Source organism: Stenotrophomonas rhizophila, from assembly GCF_003651185.1.
GTDB lineage: Bacteria > Pseudomonadota > Gammaproteobacteria > Xanthomonadales > Xanthomonadaceae > Stenotrophomonas > Stenotrophomonas maltophilia_Z.
This window is the reverse complement of the sequence record NZ_RCDC01000004.1, coordinates 1,669,856-1,689,436: the sequence shown is the minus strand read 5'-3', so window position 1 is coordinate 1,689,436 and position 19,581 is coordinate 1,669,856. Positions and strand designations below refer to the sequence as shown.

The window sequence follows — 19,581 nt, the reverse complement described above, 5'->3', positions numbered from 1 at the left end:
CGCACCGCTGCTGCAATGACGAAAGGGCCGCCACGTGCGGCCCTTTCTGCGTTCAGCCAATCTTGATGTTGTAACCGGCGCTGTCCTGCCATCATGGCGATGGAACCTCTGCCCACCGTGGAGGTCACATGGATGCCATGAATCTGCCGCCCCCCATGCCCGATACCCCCACGCCCGCTCCGGTGGAGCACGACCGCCTGCACGAGGCCTTCCGCGCGCTGCGTGACGGCCTGTCCTCCGAGATCGTCGGCCAGAGCGCGCTCGTCGAGCGCCTGCTGACCGCATTGCTGGCCGATGGCCACCTGCTGGTCGAGGGCGCCCCCGGCCTGGCCAAGACCACCGCGATCCGTGCGCTGGCCGCCCGGCTCGATGCGGATTTCTCACGCGTGCAGTTCACCCCGGACCTGCTCCCGGCCGATCTGACCGGTACCGAGATCTGGCGCCCGCAGGAAGGTCGCTTTGAATTCGTGCCCGGTCCGATCTTCCATCCGATCCTGCTTGCCGACGAAATCAACCGTGCCCCGGCCAAAGTGCAGTCCGCGCTGCTTGAAGCGATGGGCGAGCGCCAGGTGACCGTCGGCCGCCATACCTATCCGCTGCCGTCGCTGTTCCTGGTGATGGCCACGCAGAACCCGATCGAGCAGGAGGGCACCTTCCCGCTGCCCGAAGCCCAGCTGGACCGCTTCCTGATGCATGTAAGGATCGGTTATCCGGATTCGGAGGCGGAAACCGAAATCCTGCGCCTGGCCCGCGAGCGTGCGCGCGAAGCGCTGTCCACCCCGGCCGCCGCGCCGGCCCGCATGCCGTTGAGCGATGTGTTCGCCGCTCGCAAGGCGGTGCTGTCGCTGCATGTCGCGCCCGCGCTGGAGCGCTATCTCATCGAGATCGTGCTGGCCTCGCGCGATGCCGCGCGTTACGACCCGGCGCTGGCCCGGCGCATCGCCTGGGGCGCGAGCCCCCGTGGCTCCATCGCGCTGGAGCGCTGTGCACGCGCCCGGGCCTGGCTGGCCGGCCGCGACTTCGTCACCCCGGAAGATGTGCGCAACGTCGCGCCCGACGTGCTGCGGCACCGCGTGCTGCCCAGCTATGAAGCCACCGCCGAAGGCTGGGATGGCGAGCGCCTGGTCGCCGAGCTGCTGGCCCGCGTGCCGGCGCCCTGAGCGCGATGGTTACGCCCGTGCATACGGCTACGCCGCTGGAAGGTGATGGCCTGCGGCCGAGCCTGGCCGAGCTGGTGGCGCTGCGCCGCAGTGCGCACCGCGCGCCGCCGGCACGGCGTGGCCGGCTGGGTCACGCCGGCAGTGCGCCGTCGCCCGCGCGCGGGCGTGGGATGGAATACGCCGAGTCCCGCGACTATGTGCCGGGCGATGACGCGCGGCATATCGACTGGCGCGTCACCGCGCGTACCGGGCGTGCGCATACCAAACTCTTCCAGGCCGAGCGCGAACGCTTGACGCTGCTGGTCGCCGACACCGATCCGGTGCTGTATTTCGGCACCCGGGTCCGCTTCAAATCCGTGCAGGCCGCGCGCGTCGGTGCGGTGGCGGCGTGGCTGGCGCAGCGCCAGGGTGACCGCCTGGCTGCGGTGCGTGGCAGCACCCAGGAGCCGCCGATCGCACCGGCCGGGGGCACCCGCGGTGTATTGCGCGTGCTTGACGCCCTGACCCGCTGGTATGCCGAGCCGCCTGCCGAAGACGCCGGCCTGGATCGCGCGCTGGAGCAGGCGGCACGTCTGCTGCGCCCCGGTGCCCGGGTGGTGGTGCTGGCCGATCCGGCGCGCGCCGCCACGATCAGCAGTGCACGCTGGGCCGCGTTGGCCATGCACCATGAGGTGGTGGTGATGCTGCTGGTCGATCCGCTGGAGCTGGCACCGCCGGCCGATGCGCTGCCGTTCCTTTCGCAGGGGCGCCGCGTGCTGCTGGATCTGCGCAGCGCCGCGGTGCGTGAGCACTGGCGCGAACGCTTCGTTGCGCCCCTGGAAGCGCTGCAGAGCCGCTTGGCGGCCCGCCGCATCCAGGTGCATGTGGTGGCCACCGACGATGCCAGCGACAGCTGGCTCAGCCCCTTGCCGACGGCGGTGGTGGCATGAGCGCCGCCGCCTCGCTGCCGCTGCGCGATGTGCAGCTGCCGCCGTCACCGCCTTGGTGGCCGCCCGCGCCGGGCTGGTGGCTGGTGTTCGGCGCGATCGTGCTGGTGGTGGCGGGAATCTGGGTCTGGTATTGGCGCCGGCGGCGTGCGCGCCAGCGCTGGCTGGATCTGTTCGATGCACAGGTCGCCCAGGCCGGTTCGCCGGTGCGGGAGGTGGCGGCGATCGCCGAGCTGTTGCGCCGCGCGGCACGTCAGTACCAGCCCGGGGCGGAACGTCTGCAGGGCAACGCGTGGCTGGCGTTCCTGGATGAGAAGAACAGCCGGGCGTTTTCCGAGGGCGATGGTGCGCTGCTGCTCGATGGTGGCTATCGACCGAGCGTGGATGCCGAGGCGGTGCAGCGGCTGCGCGTGCTGGCCCGCCGCCGCTATCTGTCGCTGCTGACGGAGCGCGGCCGATGATCGCGATGACAGTGCCCACGTGGTTGAGCTGGGTGGACAGCCTGGCGTGGCCGTGGATGTTGTGGGCGCTGCCCTTGCCGATCCTGATGCGCTGGTGGCCCTCGCGGCCCGGTGAAGGTGCCGCGTTGCGGGTGCCGTATGCGGCCGATCAGCTGCAATCGCTCGGGGCTGCCTCGGGCGGTGCCGGGCCACGACTGGGGCGCGCGCTGCTGTGGCTGGCGTGGGCGTGCCTGTGCGTGGCCGCCGCGCGACCGCAGCAGCTGGGCGAAGCGGTGACGCCGCCACAGCAGGGCCGGCAGATGATGCTTGCGGTGGACGTCTCCGGCAGCATGAGCGAAGCGGACATGATGCTTGGCAATCAGGTGGTCGAGCGGCTGACCGCGGCCAAGGCCGTGCTCGCCGATTTCCTCGACCGCCGTGTGGGTGATCGTGTTGGCCTGCTGATCTTCGGTGAGCGTGCCTATACGCTGACCCCGCTGACGGCCGACCTCACCAGCGTGCGTGACCAGCTGCGCGACAGCGTGGTCGGCCTGGCCGGGCGCGAGACCGCGATCGGCGATGCGATCGCGCTGGCAGTCAAACGCCTGCGCGAACAGCCGGAAGGGCAGCGCGTGCTGATCCTGCTCACCGACGGGGTCAGCAATGCCGGCGTGCTTGAACCGCTGCGCGCGGCCGAGCTGGCCCAGGCCGAAGGTGTGCGCGTCTATACGGTGGCCTTCGGCGGCGACGGGGGCATCAGCCTGTTTGGCGTGCAGATCGCCCCCGGCGAAGACCCGGTCGACGAAGCGACTCTGAACAAGATTGCCGAGCTCACCGGCGGGCGCTCGTTCCGTGCGCGCAATACCGATGAGCTGGCCGGCATCTATGCCGAGCTGGAACGGCTGGAGCCGGTCAAATCGGCCGGCCCGGCGGTGCGGCCGCGGATCGAACGCTACGCCCCGCCGCTGGCGCTGGCGTTGCTGCTGGCCGGCTTGGCGTGGCTGTTGCCGAGGCGCTGGACATGAGCGCGAGCTGGAACGCCCTGCATTTTGTCCGCCCCGATGCCTTGTGGGCGCTGCTCGTGCTGCCGCTGCTGGTGGCGATCTGGTGGCTGCGTCGCCATCGCGCCAATGTCTGGCGCCAGACGGTGGATGCGCACCTGCTGCGCCATCTCCTGGTCGGCCGCGACCGTCGCGCCTGGGGCGGGTTGATCCTGCTGTTGCTCGGCACGGCGATCGCCATCGTGGCGCTGGCCGGTCCTTCGTGGCGACAGATCGCGCAGCCGCTGTGGCAGACGCCGTCGCCGCTGGTGGTCGCGCTGGATCTCTCTTCGCGGGTGACCGCGACCGATCTGCCACCGTCGCGTCTGCTGCAGGCGCGCGCCAAGCTGGCCACGCTGCTGCGCGAGCGCCAGGGCGGCGAAGTCGCGCTGCTTGTGTACGCCGACGACGCGTATACCGTGGCCCCGCTGACCGACGACATGGCCAATGTCGCGCTGTATCTGGATGCGCTGGCACCGGAGGTGATGCCGCGCGATGGCCAGCGTGCCGACCGTGCGCTGGAGACGGCGGTGAAGCTGCTGCAGCAATCCGGCGCACGCGGTGGCGACATACTCCTGCTGACCGATCGCGCCGATGCGGATGCCGAACAGGCCGCTGCCTCGGCACGCGCGCAGGGCTTCGTGGTCTCCGTGCTCGGGCTGGGTACGCCGCAGGGCGCGGCCTACCGCAACGGCGAGGGTCAGATCGTGCCGGCGCGCTTGGAGGAGGGCACGCTGCGGGGTGTCGCCAGCCGTGGCGGCGGCCGCTATGCGCGTATCGCCTCCGATGACAAGGATCTCGCGGCGCTCGACGTATTGACCCCGCGGGTCAGTGCCGATGACAGTCGCGAAGGGCAGGGCCGCACGTGGCGCGATGAAGGGTTCTGGCTGTTGCCACCGCTGATGCTGCTGGCCCTGTTCGCCTTCCGGCGGCGCGGCGCGTTGGCGGTGCTGGCGATGATGGCGGCGCTGCCGATGGCGCTGCCGACGACGGCCCACGCCGCCGAGGGAACGTGGTGGCAACGCGCCGACCAGATCGATCAGCAACGCCTGTCCACCGGCGTGGATGCCTACCGCAAGGGCGACTTCAAGGCGGCGCAGCAGCAGTTCGAGGGCATCGATACCGATGCCGGCTGGTACAACCTAGGCAACGCGCTGGCGAAACAGGGCCAGTACGATGCCGCCATCGAGGCCTACGACCGTGCGCTGAAACAGCATCCGGGCATGGCCGATGCGGTCGCCAACCGCGCCGCCGTCGATGCCGCCCGCAAGCGCAGGCCGCCACAGAACAACGACCAGAACAACGATCAGAAGGACGGAAAAAAGCCGCCCTCCGACCAGCCCGATCCCAGCAAGAACCCGGGTCAAGGCAAGGATGGGGATGCGTCGCCGCCGCAGGACAAGGGCGAACAGGGGCAGTCACCGTCGCCCACATCCGCTGATGCAAAGGATGGCCAACCCAAGGGCGGCAAGTCGCCGCAGGCCGCCGACAGCCAGGCGCAGGCCGAGGCTGACGCGGCCCAGCGCGAGCGCATGCAGCAGGCGATGCAGCGCCAGGGGCAGAACGACGGCAACGACAAGGCGCAGGGCCAGGTCAGCGGCACCCCGCAGCAGCGCGAGCAGCAGCAGGCGGTCGAGGCCTGGATGCGGCGGGTACCGGATGACCCCGGCAGCCTGCTGCGGGCCAAGTTCCAGCTGGAAAACGAACGCAGGAAACGGGAAGGGCGATGACACATTCCACGATACAGCGCTGGTTGCGCGCCGGGCTTGCCCTGCTGCTGTGCGCGAGCATGGCCGCGCACGCGCAGACCCGCGCCTGGCTCGACCGCGAGCAGATCACCGACAGCGATACCGTCACCCTCAACATCGAATCCGATGCGGGCGGCGGCGCGCCGGATTATGGCCCGCTGCGGACCGACTTCGATCTCAGCAGCCAGACCAGCAGCCGCCAGGTGCAGTGGAGCAATGGCGCGATGACCGCGCGCGCGCTGTATGCCGTCGCGCTCAGCCCGAAGCGCACCGGCACCCTGCAGATACCTGCCCTGCAGGTGGGCAGCGGCCGCACCCAGCCGCTGACCCTGCAGGTCGGCGCCAGCAGCGCGTCCGCGCCCGCGGCGGCCAGTGGTGATGCTGCGGCCTTCCTCGAAACCGAGGTCGACGATCCCACGCCCTATGTGCAGCAGAGTGTCGGCGTGGTGGTGCGCCTGTTCTACGCCGCGCAACTGCTCAGTGGCGAACTGGTGCTCGATACACCGGCCGGCGCCTCGCTGCAGCGGGTGGGCGATGACCGCACCCTGGTGCGCGAGGTCAATGGGCGCCGCTACAACGTGGTGGAACGGCGCTTCCTGCTGATTCCCGAGCGCAGCGGGCCGCTGGTGCTGCCGGCGGCACAGTTCAACGGGCGCAGCGCGGGCGGCTTCTTCAATGACATGTTCGGCGGCGATGGCCGCCTGCGTGCCGCATCGGCCGAGCGCACGCTGCAGGTCCAGGCGCAACCCGCCTCTGCACCGCAACCGTGGCTGCCGCTGCACGGGCTGCGCCTGCGCTACACCGCAGCGCCCACCACCGGCCGTGCCGGTGAGGCGGCCACGATCGTGGTGGAGGCCGTGGCCGAGGGCGCGACCAAGGCGCAGTTCCCTGAACTGCCCGTGCCCGATGTCGGCCCCGGCGCGCAGGTGTTTGCCGAGCCGCCGCAGTTCGATGAAACCTTCAACGGCACCACCCCGCAGCTCAAGCTGACCCGGCGGTTTGCGATCGTGCCGCGTCAGGCCGGGCCGCTGACCGTGCCGGGGCTGCGCATGGCGTGGTGGGATGTGGCGGCCGGGCAGCCGCGCAATGCCAGCCTGCCGGACCTGCAGCTGGACATCGCCGCCGGTGTGGCCGGCAGTACCGCGCCGGCGCTGCCGGTGGACACCACCTCGGCGCTGCCGGGCGAACCGGCGGCGGCCTCCACCGATCTGCAGCTGGCGCCGGCGCAGGGCGCACCGCGGCCGTGGGGCTGGATCGCACTGTCGGCGGGCCTGGCCGTGCTGTGGCTGCTGACCCTGCTCTGGGGCTGGCGCCGTCGCGGTCGTCGTGTCGCCGTGCGCGATGCCGAAGCGGGCGTGCCCGTCGCTTCGTCCGGAAGCCCGTACACCCGTGCCGACCTGCGCCGGGCGATGGAAGCCGGCGGCCTGGACGAGATCATCGCCGTGCTGGCTGGCATGGGCGGTGTGCAGACCTTCGAGCAGGTGCTGGAGCGCCTCGACAACGCACAACAGCGCGAGACGTTGATCCAGATGCAGGCGGTCCGCTGGGGCGGGCAGGGCGGTGATGTGGGCCAGGCAAGGCAGGCGCTGCGGCGCGCCTTTCATGACGGACCGCACTGGCGGGCCCGTGCGGGCACGCAGAACAATGGCCTCGCGCCGTTGTACCCATCCGCGCATTCATAAAAAGGCGTGTCGGTCAGGGCGGCCGGCTTTGCTAAGCTGATTTCATTTTTTCGAGGAACGCCGCTCCATGACTGAGGCCGCAACGACCCGGCAGAAACTGCCTTTGCACTGGAAAATGGGCATTGGCTTCATCATCGGCCTGGTCCTCGGGCTGACCGTCCATGCCCTCGGTGGCAGCATCGACGGCCTGCATACCGGTGCCAAGTGGGTGATGGATTACATCACCACCCCGGCCTCGGGCCTGTTCCTCAATCTGATCTTCATGCTGATCGTGCCGCTGATCTTCTCGGCGCTGATCATGGGCGTGTCGGAGATGGGCGACATCCGCGCCCTTGGCCGCATCGGCTGGAAGACGCTGGCGTACACCATCGTGCTGTCCGGCATCGCCGTGGGCATCGGCCTGGTGCTGGTCAACGTGCTCAAGCCCGGCGTGGGCGTGGACCCGGTCGTGGCCGCGCAGATGCTGGCCGAGAACGCCGAACGCAGCAAGGAAATCGTCGCCGGTATCCATGGCACGCCGAAGGGCATGGACATGCTGCTGTCGATCGTGCCGGGCAACGTGGTCGAGGCGGCGTCCAGCAACAGCGCGATCCTGTCGCTGATGTTCTTCGCGCTGATGTTCGGCATCGGCATGGTGCTTTCGCCTGAAGAGAAGGTGGCCCCGCTGCGTCGTGCCATCGAAGGCATCTTCGAAGTCTCGATGACGCTGATCAATCTGGTCATCCGCCTGGCCCCGTACGCGGTGGCCTGCTTCATGTTCAACCTGGCCGCCCTGTTCGGCTTCGAGCTGATCATCCGCCTGGGCGCCTACGTGGGCGTGGTGGTGCTGGCGCTGGGCCTGCACATGGTGGTGACCTACGGCGTGGCCGTGTGGCTCTCCGGGCGCTCGCCGCTGGCGTTCTTCCGCGACACCCAGGAGGCCACCGTGATGGCCTTCTCCACCGCCTCCAGCAACGCCACCCTGCCGACCGCGCTGCGCGTGGCCGACCAGATGGGCCTGCCGCAGAAGGTCTCGCGCTTCGTGCTGACCGTGGGCGCCACCGCCAACCAGAACGGCACCGCACTGTTCGAGGGCGTGACGGTCATCTTCCTGGCGCAGTTCTTCGGCGTGGACCTGAGCATCGGCCAGCAGTTCATGGTCATGGCCGTCTGCATCCTGGGCGGCATCGGCACCGCCGGCGTGCCCTCCGGCTCGCTGCCGGTGGTGGCGATGATCTGCGCCATGGTCGGCGTGAACCCGCTGGGCATCGGCCTGATCCTGGGCGTGAACCACTTCCTGGACATGTGCCGTACCGCGCTGAACGTCACCGGCGATCTGGCCCTGACCACCCTGGTGGCCAAGGGCGAGGTGGACGATGGTCCGGTCGTGGCCGCGGTGGCCCCGGCCCCGGCCCCGGCACCCGCCCCGCGCGACTAAGCCCGCGCAGGCCTGCAGGTTCCCGACGCCCCGCCTTGTGCGGGGCGTTGTCGTTAAGGGCCTGGCCTGTCTCCGGCCTGACCCCGCCGATCACCTGTGGGACAATGGGCTGCCCGCAGCTCCGCGGGAGCCTCCCGACTCCGACAGAACCATGACGCAGCCTACCCGCCGCCAGTTGGCCAATGCCATCCGCTTCCTTGCCGCTGATGCGGTCGAAACCGCCAAGTCCGGTCATCCCGGCATGCCGATGGGCATGGCCGACATCGCCGAAGTGCTCTGGAACGACTATCTCCGTCACAACCCGAAGAATCCCAAGTGGTTCAACCGCGACCGCTTCGTGCTGTCCAACGGCCACGGCTCGATGCTGCAGTACGCGCTGCTGCACCTGAGCGGCTACGACCTGCCGATCGAGCAGCTCAAGCAGTTCCGCCAGCTGGGCAGCAAGACCGCCGGCCACCCGGAGCACCATGAAACCCCCGGCGTGGAGACGACCACCGGTCCGCTGGGTCAGGGTCTGGCCAACGCCGTGGGCTTCGCCCTGGCCGAGAAGCTGCTGGCACAGCGCTACAACCGCCCGGAACACGAGATCGTCGACCACCGCACCTGGGTGTTCCTGGGCGATGGCTGCCTGATGGAAGGCATCTCGCATGAAGTCGCCTCGCTGGCCGGCACCTGGGGCCTGTCCAAGCTGGTCTGCTTCTGGGACGACAACCACATCTCCATCGACGGCAACACCGATGGCTGGTTCACCGACAACACCCCCGAGCGTTTCGAAGCCTATGGCTGGAACGTGGTGCGCGGCGTCGATGGCCACGATCCGGACAGCATCAAGGCCGCCATCGACAGCGCGCTGTCGCAGTTCGACAAGCCGACCCTGATCTGCTGCCGCACCACCATCGGCTTCGGTTCACCGAACAAGGCCGGCAAGGAATCCAGCCACGGCGCCCCGCTGGGCAAGGATGAGCTGGAAGCGACCCGCAAGCAGCTGGGCTGGCCGTACGGCCCGTTCGAGATTCCGGAAGAAATCTACGCCGGCTGGCGTGCCGGCGGTACCGGCACCCTGCGCCAGGCCGAGTGGGAACAGCAGTTCGACAAGTACGCCGCGCAGTTCCCGGCCGAAGCCGATGAGCTGATCCGTCGTTCGCACGGCGAGCTGCCGGCCGATTTCATCGCCAAGGCCGATGCCTACATCGCCCAGGTCCAGGCCGATGGCCAGACCATCGCCTCGCGCAAGGCCTCGCAGCTGGCGATCGAAGCGTTCGCGCCGCTGCTGCCGGAACTGGTGGGCGGTTCGGCCGATCTGGCGCACTCCAACCTGACCCTGTGGAAGGCCAGCAAGTCGGTCGCCACCGATGACCCGAACGCCAACTACGTGTACTACGGCGTGCGCGAGTTCGGCATGACCGCGATCGCCAACGGCCTGGCCCTGCATGGCGGGTTCATTCCGTTCGACGCCACCTTCCTGGTGTTCAGCGATTACGCCCGCAACGGCGTGCGCATGAGCGCGCTGATCCCGGCCCACGCGATCCACGTGTACACGCACGATTCGATCGGCCTCGGCGAAGACGGCCCGACCCACCAGCCGGTGGAGCATCTGGCCTCGCTGCGCTATATCCCGAACAACGATGTGTGGCGCCCGTGCGATGCGGTCGAATCGGCGGTCAGCTGGAAGGCCGCGATCACCCGCAAGGACGGCCCGAGCTGCCTGGTGTTCAGCCGCCAGAACCTGCCGCACCAGCCGCGCAGCACCGAGCAGGTCGCCCAGATCGCGCGCGGTGGGTATGTGCTGGCCGATGCGGAAGGTGGCGTGCCGGACGTGATCCTGATCGGCACCGGTTCGGAAGTGGGCCTGGCCGTGACCGCCAAGGCGGAACTGGATGCCGCCGGCATCAAGACCCGCGTGGTGTCGATGCCGTCGACCGATGTCTTCGAGCGTCAGGACGCGGCGTACCGTGAGTCGGTGCTGCCCAACGCCGTGCGCAACCGCGTGGCCGTGGAAGCCGGTGTCACCGGCTTCTGGCGCCAGTACGTGGGCCTGGACGGTGCGGTGGTGGGTATCGACACCTTCGGTGCGTCGGCCCCGGCGGAGGCGCTGTACAAGCACTTCGGCATCACCGCCGAGCACGTCGTGGCTGCGGCCAAGGCGCAGCTGGCGAACTGATGGTGGCGCCGGGCGCTGCCCGGTAGCTGCAACGCGAAAGGCCGGGGATCTCCCCGGCCTTTCGCGTGTTGAAGGGCAAACACCACGCCCTCCTTGATCGAGGGTAGATCCACGCATGGCGTGGATCTACACATCACCCGGCCGCAGTGCGCGCCAACCCCAGCCGCAGCAACCGCGCCTCGATGCGTTCGCCGAACGTCGTCGGCGCCTCCAGCCCCATCCGCTGCAGATAGGCCTGATCGCCATCGCCGGCGGGTTGCGTCACCGCTGACAGCACCGTGCGCAGCTTGGCCATCGGTGTCTGGGTGTTCTGCTTGAGCCAGCCCAAAGCTTTGACGAGATGCTGCTCGACCTCGGTGAAATCACTGCCCAGCGGATAGTCCGGCAGCAGGCCGGACTGGCGGAACGGTGCCAGCGCGGCACTGACGGCGGCGGCCGTGTTGCGCTGCCCATCACCGGTCGCGGTGAAACCAGTCGCCAGCTTCTTCGAGGCCTTCGCCTTGTCCAGCAACGCGGCCTGGAACTGTGCATCGGTGATCGCAGCCATGGCGATCACGCAGTCCTCGTCGGTCATGTTGCGCAGGTCGGCGATGCCGTACTCGTTGATGTACAGATCGCGCAGATGCCGTGGGATCGTGGCGTGCCCGTAGTTCCAGCGCACGTTGGAGTGCAGGACGCCCTTGTCCTCGCGGGTGGCGCGGAAGATCAGCGCGCTGCGTGCACCGGGCAGGGCATGCGCCATCGCCACGAAGTTGTACTGGCCGCCCACGCCGGAGACCACGCGGCCGTCTTCCAGCGCATCGGAGACGGCGGCGCCGAGCGCGGTGGCCATCATGCAGGAGTTGAAGAAGCGCGCATCGCGGCGCTGCATGCGCTCCAGCGTTTCATCGCCGCCGTAGAGCTGGTTGATCTCGCTGATGCGGCGCATGCCGATCGCGCTGCGTTCCTCATCGGGCAGGTCGCGCAGCCACTGGTAGAACTCCGGCGAGCCCAGGTAGAACGCGCCGTGCAGGTACTCGCCCTCGGCCTCGAGCGTGGCGTAGTCGGTGGTCCACGCGGTGCCGTTCTCGATCCGCTGCAACAAGGCCAGATCGTCATGCACCTTGCGCCGGATCACCCCGGTCTGGACCAGCCGGCGGAAGCCTTCGTTGAGCATTTCGCTGCAGCCATACAGACCGATCTCGAACGGCTCCAGGCCACCGCACTCCAGCACGGTCGGGTGGTTGGCCAGACCGGGATCCAGCGCCTGCAGAATCTGGCGGTAACGCGCATTGTCGGTATGCCGCAGCACCAGCGCATGGCTGAGCGCATCGGCCAGCGTGCCGATGCCGATCTGCAGCGTGCCGCCATCGCGCACCAGCGTGCTGGCGTACAGGCCAATCGCGTAGTCGGCATCGCTGACCGGTTGGCGTGGCAGGCCGAACAGCGCCGGGTAGGGCCCCGGGGGCGTGATCACCAGATCGAAGAACGACACATCCACCGTGGCCGAGCCGGCCAGATAGGGCAGCTGCGGATCGATCTCGGCGATCATCAGCGGGCGTGGCAGCCCGCGCGCGACCATCGCATCCAGTGTGTCCTGGGTGATGTCGTTGTTGCACGACAGCGACAGGCGCCGATCATTCGCGCGCATCGCTACTTTCTGCACGATTGCATGCGGCGCGCGCTGCGCCACCGCATCGGCGGCGTGCGTGTAGTTCAGGCTGGTGTAGCTGCGCTGGGCCTGCGAGGAATTCAACAATGCGCCGGACTGCATGTAGAACTCTTCCACCTGCACATGCGACGGCAGCTGGTCGCGCACCATTGCATCGGCGTAGGCCAGCCGCGGGAAGTCCTCCCCGAAGTGACGCTCGGCGAACGGCTTCATGAAGCGTGCTTCCAGCCCGGCACCGCCGCGCGGCGGGTTCAGTGACAGCGCGGTATACAGCTGCAGCGGCCGCGAGGCGTCGTTTTCCACACGGGCATACAGGGCGTTGAGCAGCCGGTGCGGCTTGCCCAGGGCGAGTGGGGCGCCAATGCGCAGGGGGCCATCGACCCGCTGCAGCAGCCAGTCGACGGCGGCGTCCAGGTCGGTCAGGTGTTCGGTCATGCGGCGCTATCCTGCGAAATCATGCGGGTCATTACAGCATTTCCGGTTTGAACAGACGGCGACGCGAGACTTCATCGAATGTTCGGTAGCGTCTCATCGAGGGCTCCGTGGGGCATGCGCCGATGCTGGCAGCGGCTGCATGAACCGGCCGTCGAAGGGTTGACACCGGTGCTGATTACGGGCGTAATCGAATCGTCGATTACGGATGTAAATGATGAGCCAGATCAGTGAAGCCGAAGCCGTGGTGATGGAGGTGCTGTGGCGCAGCCACCCGCTGGGCGCCGACGAGGTGGTCGCCGCGCTGGCCAGCCGGGACTGGGCCGAGCCCACCATCAAGACCCTGCTCAACCGGCTGCTGACCAAGGGCGCGATCAGCGCCGGCCGTGAGGGGCGCCGGTATCTGTACTCGCCGGTGCTGCAGCGCCAGGCCTGGGTGGCCGAGCAGAGCGAAGGCTTCCTGGGCCGTGTCTTCGACGGCCGCATCGCGCCACTGGTGGCGCATTTCAGCCAGCGCGGCGAGCTCAGCGCGCAGGACATCGCCGAACTGAAGCAGCTGATCCAGGCGCTGGACCATGACTGAGCTGCTCGATGGACTGCTGCAGGCCAGCGTATGGCTGTCGGTGGCGACGCTGGTAGTGGCCGCGGCCAGGCCCCTGCTGCTGCGCCTGGGGGGCGCAGCGCTGGCCTACCGCAGCTGGTGGTTGCTGCCGCTGATGCTGATTGTCCCGTACCTGCCGGTGCCGCCGCTGACGATCACCGAGACCGCCCCGGTGATGGCCATGGCCTCGGCCCTGCGCGCGCCTGCCGTGCCCACCGATGCCTCGCAGTGGCCGCTGCTGCTGTTGACGGTGTGGCTGCTGGGCGCGGTGGCGATGGCTGGCATCAGTTGGCGCGCGCAGCGCCGCTTCGAGCATGCCTTGGGCGCGCTGCAGCCGCGCACGGACGGCAGCTGGCAGGCCAGTGGCGACCCGGGCCTGCCGGCGCTGGTCGGGTTGTGGCGGCCGCGGATCGTGGTGGGCCCGGACTTCGAGCAGCGCTTCAGCCCCGCCGAGCAGGACCTGATCCTGCGTCACGAACAGAGCCATCGCCGCCATGGCGATCCCTGGGCGAACGCCGCGCTGGCCGCGCTGCGGTGCGTGTTCTGGTTCCACCCGTTGCTGCCGTGGGCGGCGCGCCGCTTCCTGCGTGACCAGGAACTGGCCTGCGACGCGCGCACGGTCGATCCGCATCCGGCCCTGCGCCGGCTCTACGCCAACGCGCTGCTCAAGGCGCAGTTGGTCCACCCGGTTGCACCGATGGCCTGCCACTGGCGCAGCCAACCGATGTTGAAGGAGCGTATTGCCATGTTGAAGGAACACAAGCGGAAGGCATTGCCGTGGATGACCGGCCAGGTGCTGGTGGTCGGGCTGTGTGTCGGGCTCTGCACGGTGGCCTGGGCCAGCCAGGGCGGCGCGGGTGCCGAGCCGGCGCAGGCCAAAGCGGCAACGAGCGTTGTGGGCGCGCAGGCCCGTGACCTGACGCCGCCGACGTATCCCAAGGCGGCGTTCGATCAGGGCATTTCCGGCAGCGTGATGTTGCGCGTGGAGGTCGATGCGGCTGGCAAGCCGGGCGATGTCCGGGTACTCAGTTCGACACCGGCCGGCGTGTTCGACGAAGCCTCGATCGCTGCAGCCAAGCAATGGACGTTCGAACCGGCGCGCCGGAATGGACAGGCCGTTGCCTCGGCGTTGAAGATTCCGATGACATTCGAACTCGATGCATCGGACCCGACGCTGTGAAGCGGGGGCCGCTGGCCGTGGTCCTGGCGATGCTGGTGGCCGGCTGTGCCAGTCACCCCTCGTCGACCACGGTGGACACGCGTGCCGAGAACGTGGATCACCAGCGTCTGGATCCGAACGTCGGCGCTCAGGGGAGCGGAAAGGTGGAGACGTATCAGCTGGGGCCGACCGAAGGTTACCGGATGCCGCAGCTCAATGCGGGGCCGGACCCGGCTGTCGGTGATCGCGATCCGCGCCGCGCGCTGGCACCGACGACGGTGTGCCTGCAACTGGTGATCGATGCGGAAGGCAAGGTCGAACGTAGTCTGCCAGTGATCGATCGCAGTGACTGTGCCGCCGGCAATGCGCCGGAGAACGCGCCCCTCATGCAGGCTGCCCAGGAAGCGGTGGCGATGTGGCGCTTTGTGCCCGCGGCCGTCTGTCATTTCACTCCGCAGCGCGTGCCGACGGATCGGGGCAACTGCGAGGGCGCCGAGCGCATCGAACCGGTGCCGGTAAGTCTGCTGTACGGCTTCACGTTCGAGATCGTGAAAGGGCAACACGTGGTGCGCCGGCAAGGACGCTGAACAGGTAAGGCGTAGTGTGCCAACCGGGCAACGGGGGGGGGGGGCGGCCAGCGCCGGCGCTACCTTTCCGGACCGCCCTGGATGTTGGCCTTGACCGAGGGCTGCATCAGCTTCGGCTCGGGCAGAGTGGCATCACGGGCTTGGCGGGTGGCGACAAAGTCCGCCTCGCTGATGCCATCGCGCAGGTGGATGTTGTGCGCGCGCTGCGCGCCGATCGTGGTCTGATTGGCGACCTCGCGGCCCCCTGGGCCGTAGTCATGACAGATGAACACACGGGTCGCATCGGGCAATGCCAACATCCGTTGGATCGAGCGGTACAGCTGCGCCGCGTCACCGCCCGGGAAGTCGCAGCGAGCGGTGCCGCCGTCGGGCATGAACAGCGAGTCGCCGGTGAACAGCGCATCGCCGATGCGATAGGCGACGCTGTCGCTGGTGTGCCCCGGCACTGCGATCACTTCGGCGTCGATATCACCGAGGGTGAAGCGCTCGCCATCGGCGAACAGATGGTCGAACTGCGAGCCATCGGTCGGTACATCCAGCGCGTAGCGTGGCGCGAAGGTGCGCTGCACCTGCACGATGCCCTGGCCCATCGCCAGCGTCGCATCCGGCCACTGGGATTTCAGCCAGCGCCCGGCGCTGACATGGTCGGCGTGGGCATGGGTGTCCAGCAGCCAGCGCACCTGCAGGCCGTGCCCGCGCACATGCGCAAGCAACGGCTGCACCGGCCCGGCGCCGAGTGCATCGGTGTCCGGGTCGTAATCCAGCACGGGGTCGATCACCGCCGCCTGCAACGTCGCCGGGTCATGCACCACGTAGCTGAAGGTGTGGCTGTCCGGGTGGAAGAAACTGGCGACGTGCAGTGACATGGTGCAGACCTCAGCGTTTGCCCAGGGTGTCGTTGAGCAGCACGGCCAAGCGTTCACCGGCCACGCGCAGCTCGCGCTCGGCGACCGGGCGGTAGGTCGCCGCATAGCTGGGGCCCAGCGTACGCTTGTCCGGGTAAACGCCAGGTGCAATGGCGATCCGGCAGCTGGCTTCGGCCCACTGCGCGGCGTCGACAGTGATGTTGGAGCGCTTGCCGAATGCGGGCTTGGGCAGGGCGAGAAGGCGCTTGAGGTACTGGTCGTCATCCAGCGTCTGCTCGTTCAGCATGCCGCTGTCCCACAGCGAGTGCAGGTTGGTACCGCGGTTGTTGAACTGCACCTGGAAATCGTTGCCACCCTTGTCGTGGCCGTAGCCGGCATGCATCGGCTGGTGGATGTCGCCGGCGAAATGCACGACGAACTTCAGCGCCTGCGCGCGCTCTGCATCGGACTTGCTGCGGTCGCCGAGAATCGCGGTCTGTAACTTCAGCGCCTCCACCACGCAGTTGCCGTTCTTGCAGTGCTTCTGCACTTCATAGTGGCAATCGTCTTCGCCGATGTTGACGTAATGCCAGCCGGCCGAGCGCTTGCCCAGGTCCGGATCCTTGGCGCGCAGCTGATCGGCCCAAGGGGCGATGGCGTGCAGTGTCGGGTCCGGCTCGGCGGCGAGCAGACGGTCAACCTCGGCTTGGGTCTGCGGGGTCAGCCGGGTCTCGGCGATCCGCGCCACCAGGCGGTGGCCCTGTGCGCCCCAGGCCAGGGCATCGGTGGAAACGAAGGTGAGGGCCAGCGCGAGGGCGGTGGCCGGGAGCAGGGAAGGCATTTTCATCCGCGGCATTCTAGCGGGCCGGCCGCGCGCGGGCTTGCCGGGATCTGGCCGGCTGCAGCGTCCGGCGGCTTGCGCTAGGCTCGCCGGGTACCCGCATCGGGCGGAATCCGGAGGTCCCCATGGCCCACATCGTTGGCCTGATCGGCGGCATGAGCTGGGAAAGCTCGGCCCACTATTACCGCCTGATCAACGCGCACGTGCGCGACACCTTGGGCGGCCTGCACTCGGGCCGGATCCTGCTGTGGTCGTTCGATTTCGCCGAGATCGAGGCACTGCAGCATGCCGGCGACTGGGACACCGCGACCCAGCGGATGATCGATGCGGCCCAGCGCCTGCAGGGCGCGGGTGCGACGGCCATCGTGATCTGCACCAACACCATGCATCGCATGGCCGATGCGGTGCAGGCGGCGATCCCGATTCCCCTGCTGCACATCGCCGATCCCACGGCCGAGGCGATCAAGGCCGCCGGGCTGCAACGGGTGGGGTTGCTGGGCACGGCGTTCACCATGGAGCAGGATTTCTACACGGGGCGGCTCACGCAGGCGCATGGCCTGGAGGTGCTGATTCCCGAGGCCGATGACCGCGCGGCGGTGCATCGGATCATCTATGGCGAGCTGGTGAAGGGGCAGGTGCTGCCGGCCTCGCGCGAGACCTACCGGGCGGTGATGCAGCGACTGGTGGACCGCGGTGCGCAGGGCATCATCCTGGGCTGCACGGAGATCATGCTGCTGGTCGGCGCGCAGGATGCAACGGTGCCGGTGTTCGATACGACCACGCTGCATGCGCATGCGGCGGGGCGGCATCTGTTGGCCGAATGAGCCAAAAAAAACCCCGGCCGAAGCCGGGGAAACTGTCTTGCTGCGAGGGTGTTGCCTTGTTGGGTTCTGATCCGCCGATCAGAACTTGAACACGTACGACACGCCGTAGGCGAGCGGGTCGATGTTGACGGTGCCGATCTTTTCACCGTTGAGCTTCACCTTGCTGTCGATGTCCATCCAGCGCACATCAACGCGCAGCGAGCCCTTGTCGTTGATCGCGAAATCCAGGCCGGCATGGGCGGCCAGGCCCCAGGAGTCTTCCATCTTCAGCGTGCTGCCAGCCAACGCGCCGCCGGTCTTCTCGCTGAAGAACGTGGTGTAGTTGATGCCGGCGCCTAGGAACGGGGAGACCTTGCCCTTGCTGTTGAAGTGATACTGCAGCGACACCACCGGCGGCAGGTGCTTGGTGCTGCCCACGTTGCCCAGGCCGGCGATGTTGATGTCGTGCTTGAACGGCAGCGCGGCCAGGAGCTCGATGCCCAGGTTGTCGGCGATGAAGTACTCACCGGTGATGGTCGGCTTGATGTCGTTGTCCACATCGACCTTCAGCGTGCCGCCGGCCAGCGAGCCGTTGTTGGACTTTGGGGCGACCTGGTGCACGCCGGCACCGATCGTCCAGTCACCCTTGGACTGGGCCATGGCGGGGGCGGCGGCCAGCGCCAGGGCGGCGGCCAGGCTGGAGAGCAGGAGGGGGGAGGTCTTGCGCATGAGACGGTCTCGTGGCGGGTTGGAATGGCGCCAGTTTTCCCGTCCATGCGCCTGCGCGCCTTGATCCGGATCAATCCGGGTATTTACCGTTGTAACCGGTTCCCATTCGTCTTCCCCGGGCCGGGCCGGTTCCGGCCCTGCTAGAATGAACGCCCCTTTCCATCGGCGCCGCACCGTCGCGGCTGCAGGAGCTTGTGAACATGGCAATCAAGGTTGGCATCAACGGTTTCGGTCGCATCGGGCGCAACGTACTGCGCTCGGCCGTGCTGAACTTCGGCAATGACATCGAAATCGTCGCCATCAACGATCTGCTGGAGCCGGACTACCTGGCGTACATGCTGAAGTACGACTCCGTGCATGGCCGCTTCAAGGCCGATGTGGAAGTCTCCGGCAACGACCTGCTGGTCAACGGCAAGAAGATCCGGCTGACCCAGGAACGCGATCCGGCCAACCTGAAGTGGGACGAGGTCGGCGTGGACGTCGTCATCGAATCCACCGGCCTGTTCCTGACCAAGGAAACCGCGCAGAAGCACATCGACGCGGGCGCCAAGAAGGTGATCCTGTCGGCACCGTCGAAGGACGACACCCCGATGTTCGTGTTCGGCGTGAACGACAAGACCTATGCCGGCCAGGCGATCGTCTCCAACGCGTCGTGCACCACCAACTGCCTGGCCCCGCTGGCCAAGGTCATCAACGACAAGTGGGGCATCAAGCGTGGCCTGATGACCACCGTGCACGCCGCGACCGCCACCCAGAAGACCGTCGATGGCCCGTCCAACAAGGACTGGCGCGGTGGCCGTGGCATCCTGGAAAACATCATTCCGTCCTCCACCGGTGCGGCCAAGGCCGTCGGCGTGGTGATCCCGGAATTGAACAAGAAGCTGACCGGCATGAGCTTCCGCGTGCCGACCTCGGACGTGTCGGTGGTCGATCTGACCGTCGAGCTGGAAAAGGAAGCCACCTACGCCGAGATCTGCGCTGAAGTGAAGGCGCAGAGCGAAGGCGCGCTGAAGGGCATCCTGGGCTACACCGAAGACAAGGTCGTGGCGACCGACTTCCGCGGTGAAACCCACACTTCGGTGTTCGACGCCGATGCCGGCATCGCGCTGGACAGCACCTTCGTCAAGCTGGTGTCGTGGTACGACAACGAATGGGGCTACTCCAACAAGTGCCTGGAAATGGTCAAGGTCGTCGCGGCGTAAGCCAGCGCTGCCCTGCGTCATTCCACAGACCCCGGCCCCGTGCCGGGGTCTGTCGTTTCAGGGGCGCCCGTCAGGGCGTGATCCCGCGTGTGCCGCCGATCCTTTAGCATGGCCCGCGTGCCCTGGCACTGCGCCTGCCGGGTGCAGCCGGGGCGAC

Annotated in this window: 17 protein-coding genes; 13 read left to right on the top strand and 4 right to left on the bottom strand. The window is 68.1% G+C overall.

The genetic code is table 11. The annotated features are described in order from the left end of the window. The first annotated feature begins 137 nt into the window (after positions 1-137). The 8 genes from BCL79_RS07490 (at position 138) to tkt (ending at position 10,574) form a co-directional block, all read left to right on the top strand. Positions 138-1,160 (top strand): AAA family ATPase, encoded by a 1,023-nt coding sequence (locus BCL79_RS07490; protein WP_121041204.1) that lies wholly within the window; start codon positions 138-140, stop codon positions 1,158-1,160. A gap of 5 nt (positions 1,161-1,165) precedes the next feature. Beyond that, positions 1,166-2,089: a DUF58 domain-containing protein gene (locus BCL79_RS07485; RefSeq protein WP_121039412.1), complete on the top strand. Its 924-nt coding sequence runs from the start codon at positions 1,166-1,168 to the stop codon at positions 2,087-2,089. Next, complete coding sequence (locus tag BCL79_RS07480; RefSeq protein WP_121039409.1) at positions 2,086-2,547, top strand: DUF4381 domain-containing protein; 462 nt, start codon at positions 2,086-2,088, stop codon at positions 2,545-2,547. Before BCL79_RS07485 ends, BCL79_RS07480 begins: the two co-directional genes overlap by 4 nt. A gap of 5 nt (positions 2,548-2,552) precedes the next feature. Beyond that, positions 2,553-3,551 (top strand): vWA domain-containing protein, encoded by a 999-nt coding sequence (locus tag BCL79_RS07475; protein ID WP_121041202.1) that lies wholly within the window; start codon positions 2,553-2,555, stop codon positions 3,549-3,551. Continuing rightward, complete coding sequence (locus BCL79_RS07470; protein WP_121039406.1) at positions 3,548-5,296, top strand: VWA domain-containing protein; 1,749 nt, start codon at positions 3,548-3,550, stop codon at positions 5,294-5,296. The genes BCL79_RS07475 and BCL79_RS07470 overlap by 4 nt, the downstream gene beginning before the upstream one ends. Continuing rightward, positions 5,293-6,996 (top strand): BatD family protein, encoded by a 1,704-nt coding sequence (locus tag BCL79_RS07465; protein ID WP_121039403.1) that lies wholly within the window; start codon positions 5,293-5,295, stop codon positions 6,994-6,996. The genes BCL79_RS07470 and BCL79_RS07465 overlap by 4 nt, the downstream gene beginning before the upstream one ends. A 67-nt stretch (positions 6,997-7,063) precedes the next feature. Next, complete coding sequence (locus BCL79_RS07460) at positions 7,064-8,413, top strand: dicarboxylate/amino acid:cation symporter (RefSeq protein WP_121039400.1); 1,350 nt, start codon at positions 7,064-7,066, stop codon at positions 8,411-8,413. Between the two features lie 151 nt (positions 8,414-8,564). Beyond that, positions 8,565-10,574, top strand: a complete 2,010-nt coding sequence (gene tkt, locus BCL79_RS07455; protein WP_121039397.1) for a transketolase — start codon at positions 8,565-8,567, stop codon at positions 10,572-10,574. A 133-nt stretch (positions 10,575-10,707) separates the two neighbouring features. Here tkt and BCL79_RS07450 read toward each other — a convergent pair whose 3' ends face one another. Further along, entirely contained in the window at positions 10,708-12,660 is a 1,953-nt protein-coding gene (locus BCL79_RS07450) for an acetyl-CoA hydrolase/transferase C-terminal domain-containing protein (protein WP_121039394.1), read from the bottom strand. 214 nt (positions 12,661-12,874) lie between these two features. Here BCL79_RS07450 and BCL79_RS07445 point away from each other — a divergent pair, with 214 nt between their 5' ends. From BCL79_RS07445 to BCL79_RS07435, 3 genes are read left to right on the top strand one after another with little or no spacing between them, the layout of a single operon-like run. Beyond that, the gene (locus BCL79_RS07445) at positions 12,875-13,240 is read left to right on the top strand and encodes a BlaI/MecI/CopY family transcriptional regulator (RefSeq protein ID WP_121039391.1); all 366 of its coding nucleotides are present in this window, start codon (positions 12,875-12,877) and stop codon (positions 13,238-13,240) included. Further along, positions 13,233-14,438 carry a M56 family metallopeptidase gene (locus BCL79_RS07440; RefSeq protein ID WP_121039388.1) on the top strand — a complete coding sequence of 402 codons (1,206 nt, stop codon included), beginning with the start codon at positions 13,233-13,235 and terminating at the stop codon, positions 14,436-14,438. Before BCL79_RS07445 ends, BCL79_RS07440 begins: the two co-directional genes overlap by 8 nt. Further along, positions 14,435-15,004 (top strand): hypothetical protein, encoded by a 570-nt coding sequence (locus BCL79_RS07435; RefSeq protein WP_121039385.1) that lies wholly within the window; start codon positions 14,435-14,437, stop codon positions 15,002-15,004. The genes BCL79_RS07440 and BCL79_RS07435 overlap by 4 nt, the downstream gene beginning before the upstream one ends. A 59-nt stretch (positions 15,005-15,063) precedes the next feature. Here the strand turns inward: BCL79_RS07435 and BCL79_RS07430 are convergent, their stop codons facing one another. After that, positions 15,064-15,870 (bottom strand): MBL fold metallo-hydrolase, encoded by an 807-nt coding sequence (locus tag BCL79_RS07430; protein ID WP_121039383.1) that lies wholly within the window; start codon positions 15,868-15,870, stop codon positions 15,064-15,066. Positions 15,871-15,880: 10 nt separating this feature from the next. Further along, complete coding sequence (locus BCL79_RS07425) at positions 15,881-16,696, bottom strand: S1/P1 nuclease (protein ID WP_121039380.1); 816 nt, start codon at positions 16,694-16,696, stop codon at positions 15,881-15,883. A 119-nt stretch (positions 16,697-16,815) separates the two neighbouring features. On the opposite strand from BCL79_RS07425, the gene BCL79_RS07420 reads away from it, so the two are divergent. Further along, entirely contained in the window at positions 16,816-17,514 is a 699-nt protein-coding gene (locus BCL79_RS07420; protein ID WP_121039377.1) for an aspartate/glutamate racemase family protein, read from the top strand. Between the two features lie 78 nt (positions 17,515-17,592). Here BCL79_RS07420 and BCL79_RS07415 read toward each other — a convergent pair whose 3' ends face one another. Beyond that, positions 17,593-18,222, bottom strand: coding sequence for an OmpW/AlkL family protein (locus tag BCL79_RS07415; RefSeq protein WP_121039374.1), 630 nt, complete (start codon positions 18,220-18,222; stop codon positions 17,593-17,595). Positions 18,223-18,422: 200 nt separating this feature from the next. Here BCL79_RS07415 and gap point away from each other — a divergent pair, with 200 nt between their 5' ends. Continuing rightward, positions 18,423-19,424: a type I glyceraldehyde-3-phosphate dehydrogenase gene (gene gap, locus BCL79_RS07410; protein WP_121039371.1), complete on the top strand. Its 1,002-nt coding sequence runs from the start codon at positions 18,423-18,425 to the stop codon at positions 19,422-19,424. The last annotated feature ends 157 nt before the right edge of the window (positions 19,425-19,581 follow it).

Coding starts and splice junctions, on each gene's coding strand:
- BCL79_RS07430 (WP_121039383.1), bottom strand. CDS start 15,870: ATGTCACTGCACGTCGCCAGTTTCTTCCACCCGGACAGCCACACCTTC.
- tkt (WP_121039397.1), top strand. CDS start 8,565: ATGACGCAGCCTACCCGCCGCCAGTTGGCCAATGCCATCCGCTTCCTT.
- BCL79_RS07445 (WP_121039391.1), top strand. CDS start 12,875: ATGAGCCAGATCAGTGAAGCCGAAGCCGTGGTGATGGAGGTGCTGTGG.
- BCL79_RS07470 (WP_121039406.1), top strand. CDS start 3,548: ATGAGCGCGAGCTGGAACGCCCTGCATTTTGTCCGCCCCGATGCCTTG.
- BCL79_RS07425 (WP_121039380.1), bottom strand. CDS start 16,696: ATGAAAATGCCTTCCCTGCTCCCGGCCACCGCCCTCGCGCTGGCCCTC.
- BCL79_RS07440 (WP_121039388.1), top strand. CDS start 13,233: ATGACTGAGCTGCTCGATGGACTGCTGCAGGCCAGCGTATGGCTGTCG.
- BCL79_RS07420 (WP_121039377.1), top strand. CDS start 16,816: ATGGCCCACATCGTTGGCCTGATCGGCGGCATGAGCTGGGAAAGCTCG.
- BCL79_RS07490 (WP_121041204.1), top strand. CDS start 138: ATGAATCTGCCGCCCCCCATGCCCGATACCCCCACGCCCGCTCCGGTG.
- BCL79_RS07485 (WP_121039412.1), top strand. CDS start 1,166: ATGGTTACGCCCGTGCATACGGCTACGCCGCTGGAAGGTGATGGCCTG.
- BCL79_RS07460 (WP_121039400.1), top strand. CDS start 7,064: ATGACTGAGGCCGCAACGACCCGGCAGAAACTGCCTTTGCACTGGAAA.
- BCL79_RS07415 (WP_121039374.1), bottom strand. CDS start 18,222: ATGCGCAAGACCTCCCCCCTCCTGCTCTCCAGCCTGGCCGCCGCCCTG.
- BCL79_RS07450 (WP_121039394.1), bottom strand. CDS start 12,660: ATGACCGAACACCTGACCGACCTGGACGCCGCCGTCGACTGGCTGCTG.
- BCL79_RS07465 (WP_121039403.1), top strand. CDS start 5,293: ATGACACATTCCACGATACAGCGCTGGTTGCGCGCCGGGCTTGCCCTG.
- BCL79_RS07480 (WP_121039409.1), top strand. CDS start 2,086: ATGAGCGCCGCCGCCTCGCTGCCGCTGCGCGATGTGCAGCTGCCGCCG.
- gap (WP_121039371.1), top strand. CDS start 18,423: ATGGCAATCAAGGTTGGCATCAACGGTTTCGGTCGCATCGGGCGCAAC.
- BCL79_RS07475 (WP_121041202.1), top strand. CDS start 2,553: ATGACAGTGCCCACGTGGTTGAGCTGGGTGGACAGCCTGGCGTGGCCG.